The sequence below is a fragment of the Yoonia sp. genome, from assembly GCF_017854415.1.
Lineage (GTDB): Bacteria > Pseudomonadota > Alphaproteobacteria > Rhodobacterales > Rhodobacteraceae > Yoonia.
Map to the genome: position 1 here is coordinate 2628 of NZ_JAFMHR010000163.1, position 3281 is coordinate 5908.

Genomic DNA, 3281 nt, shown 5'->3' on the forward strand with positions numbered 1-3281 from the left:
TTCACATCGGCAAAGATGCGGACCCGTTCCGGATCACCTGCAAGCAGGGATTTCGGCACGCTGAATTCGAGGAAAGTCTGGTCCGTGTTATACGCCGATGTCAGAGTTGCTAGCAGCGTCTCGCCGGGGCCGCCGCTGAACAACTGGACATCTCCGTTTGGCATGACTTCAATATTGTACTCTACTCCGCCAACGAAACCCCAGATTTGATAACCGGTTGCCCGATCCAAGTCTGTATCCAGCCAGATCGTGGTTGAGAGTCCAATAGCGGTGTTCGATGCTTCGCCAGTGCCTAGGAGAGGCTCATCCGACGCGATTGCGAAATAAAAGTTGCTTTCGTCGGACGTTCCGAAGATCCCATAGCCGAGAACACCTGTTAACGTACTGTCCAGCCTCCAATCAGAAAGCCACTCGCTTGCGTCGCCGTCAATTGTAACCATGTTTCAACCTTCCCCCACGGTGCTGGCCAGTTTTTCGGACCGCCCGCTCAGACACCCAAATGTTAAAAATGTGTAAACATAGAATGCTGGCCGCAGCGCACCGGATCAACGCGGCATCCGACCGATAGCCATGAGGCGTACCCCAAACCCAATATGATAATTCAGAATATCCTGCAGATCGTTGATTTGAATTACGAAAGTACCGCTCATCTCAAGGAGATGCCCCGATCGGGTGAGTGTTCATTTTTGAAGGCGGATACGCTTGATTGGTATGTTTACCCACTCATGGGGTACGGTCAGGAGCGACTTGTTGAGACGGGCGAGGTCAGTCTTGTCAGAGCTAACCAGCTTGAGTCGGGCACCTCAGCTTGATCTGATTTCTAGCGATCCAAGTCGCCCATGGTGTCCAACGGGTGCTGACGTCAGACATTCTTGGAAATTAATATTCGCGTAAATTACTGAATTTAATTACTAAATTATTTCTTGGAAGTCCTCGCAGTAGCTCTTCTGCCACTTCATATGCTTCGCAAAGAATGGCTGCCCTAAGCAAAAATCCGCGGGCTAAAAAACATCGACACAATTTTGCCCGATTGTCAGCAAATGCCTATGTCCAACCAGAGGAAAATTGAGAGGAAGGATCGATGTTGATTAACCGAAATACAATGTGCTTAGTGATGACCTTAAGCGTGGCGGCAGGTAGTACCTATGCAGCAACTTTTGGCGACCTTGATGCAAACGGCGACAACCAATTAGAGTTGAGCGAATTTCAGGCTGCGTTCGGCGATGCGCAAGGAACAATATACTTCGAAGCGTACAATGGCGCTGGTGAAACAGCCGACGCCTTTGTTACGCCTGAGGAAATCGTGGCATATAATCAGGCAAACTTTCCAGCCGAGGATGGAAACGGTCCACAGTTGACGGAATCGGAGTTTGAAACAGCCGATGTCAATGAAGACGGTGTGATAAGCAAAGGCGAAATGCTCGATCACTTTGGTCCTGCAGCTCAGGTTGCTCTGGCAAAGTTTGACGGAAACGGGGATGGGATTGTGACACTTGATGAAGTCCGTTCGTCCGACGATCCCGTTGGGGAGCGCGGACGTGGGCAACTTGAGCGCTCAACCAAAGATTCGGACTCCCATGGCAACTCCGGAGACCGCAGTGACGGCGGTGAAAGCGGGAACAACGGCGGCGGTGATAGAGGAAACAGCGGCGGTGGTGATAGAGGAAACAGCGGCGGCGGTGACAGAGGAAACAGCAGCGGAAAAGGCCGAGACTGATTTTATTTACTAAAATGAATACAGGCCACCTCGCTCATGCCTTGGCCTGTATCCGACAAACGCTAGTTCGCGCTTTTGGGGCAAACTGAGGCCATCTCGGACCATTCTGGCACCACAGATCTTTTAGATGTCTTCATCCACCGACAGCCATGATGAAATCTTCTACCTTCAGGTGCTTCAGTCCTGCCTTAAGGTCATTTTGTTGTCAGTGGTGCTCTACTTTCTGTTCAATATTGAGCTAAAGGACAACAGGAGAAGATACCGAAGGCGGCAACAGCCTTTATTCTGAACGATGGAACCGATGAGGTTTGAACGCATGCGGCGAATGTACGATTGAGCTGGTCGCAGCGCAGCATCGTGGCAGCAACTGAATGGCCTCTGTGGGCCGTGAATGACGGGATGGAAACCTCCATCAGGGTTCGCAGAGGACACGCTTCTGGAGCAGGCTATGTTCATTGGGCCCTACGGCATGCGGTCCCATGGCGCAGGAAAGGCTCGTTTCATCTGGCGACCTGCACTTCTCGAAGTTTCTTGAAACAGTGTCCAAATCGAGCTCCCGCAACCAATGAAACCGACACCCCGCCCGTAACACGGCGGGTTTTGTCGTTTCTGGGACCTGATAACTCCAGGATCGCTGCCAATTCCCCATATAACTCAATGAGATGACCACTCGGCGCGTTCTCGTCAGGGTGCAGCCGTACTTCAGACACCAAACCACGTAACAGTTCGATCGCCTCCCCCTTGGTCTCCTCATTGTTAAGGCTGTCAGCGAGGGCTCTGATTTTGGCGCCGTAGACTTGCGCGAGGGCCGGGTGCAGAAGAATGGGGTCTTCCTCGGGCGTTTGCGCGAGTTTGGCATCCAGTTCCGTCTTGCGGGCCTCCAGTGTGTCCATCTTCGCCTTCATCGACGGATGGAACATGCCGTTGCTGATGGCGTCCACCATGTTGTCGATCCTGCGTGGTGACGGACTTGAGCTCGGTCTCATGCGTTGACCGGTCCGACAGTGTCTCTCTTTGCAGCTTGTTCCACTCGCGCTGATACTCAGCGACGAAGGCAGTCAGCATGCCTGGATTAAGCAGCTTGCTTTTGAGCCCTTCAAGCACTCGGGCTTCGAAGTCTTCGCGTTTGATCAGGAGACGGTTGTCACAGGTACCCTTGTTGCGGGCGGCAGCGCAGCCGTATTTGGTTTTGTTCATGAGGGTGTATGAACCGCCGCAGCATCCACACTTCAACAATCCTGAAAACAGATACTTGGCGCGGTGGCTCCCGTTCAGCGGGTTGGTGCTGTTCGGGCTCTCATCGCGGGCGGTGAGCATAGTGTGGCGGATGCTGCCCTGCCGTGTTTTGACGCGTGTCCAAAGATTTTCATCAATAATACGCAGGTCGGGCACTGCGTTAGGCGTCCATACTCTGGATGTGAAGTTCAATTATCGCGGTGAGGATGTGGTTAAATCTCTTGATTTAGCTTGTACTCAGATTGGGTATCCGAAGATCATTCCGAAGGTGTTACGTCCTATGCGCGGAATAATTGGCTGATTTGGCATCAGGTCATTGTCGTCTCGA

General features: G+C 52.3%; 4 protein-coding genes and 1 pseudogene. 2 read left to right on the forward strand and 3 right to left on the reverse strand.

Going from position 1 to position 3281, the window contains the following annotated elements; all coding sequences use genetic code 11:
• A partial coding sequence (locus tag QZ197_RS14360; protein WP_296432816.1) for a hypothetical protein occupies positions 1 to 440 on the reverse strand: 440 nt, incomplete at its 3' end.
• A gap of 641 nt (positions 441 to 1081) precedes the next feature.
• Between QZ197_RS14360 and QZ197_RS14365 the strand changes: the two genes are divergently transcribed.
• Entirely contained in the window at positions 1082 to 1717 is a 636-nt protein-coding gene (locus QZ197_RS14365; RefSeq protein WP_296432817.1) for a hypothetical protein, read from the forward strand.
• Between the two features lie 500 nt (positions 1718 to 2217).
• Here QZ197_RS14365 and QZ197_RS14370 read toward each other — a convergent pair whose 3' ends face one another.
• Positions 2218 to 2661, reverse strand: a complete 444-nt coding sequence (locus QZ197_RS14370) for a hypothetical protein (RefSeq protein ID WP_296432818.1) — start codon at positions 2659 to 2661, stop codon at positions 2218 to 2220.
• A gap of 70 nt (positions 2662 to 2731) precedes the next feature.
• Here QZ197_RS14370 and QZ197_RS14375 point away from each other — a divergent pair, with 70 nt between their 5' ends.
• Positions 2732 to 2926 (forward strand): hypothetical protein, encoded by a 195-nt coding sequence (locus QZ197_RS14375; protein ID WP_296432819.1) that lies wholly within the window; start codon positions 2732 to 2734, stop codon positions 2924 to 2926.
• On the opposite strand, the pseudogene QZ197_RS16135 reads toward QZ197_RS14375, so the two are convergent.
• Positions 2867 to 3034 (reverse strand): annotated as a pseudogene (locus QZ197_RS16135) (zinc ribbon domain-containing protein); the annotation flags it as partial. The gene QZ197_RS14375 and the pseudogene QZ197_RS16135 sit on opposite strands and share 60 nt — an antisense overlap.
• Positions 3035 to 3281 lie beyond the last annotated feature (247 nt).

What these genes read in the sequence shown, in the direction of transcription:
- QZ197_RS14365 (WP_296432817.1), top strand. Translation starts at nt 1,082, where the DNA reads ATGTTGATTAACCGAAATACAATGTGCTTAGTGATGACCTTAAGCGTG.
- QZ197_RS14370 (WP_296432818.1), bottom strand. Translation starts at nt 2,661, where the DNA reads ATGGTGGACGCCATCAGCAACGGCATGTTCCATCCGTCGATGAAGGCG.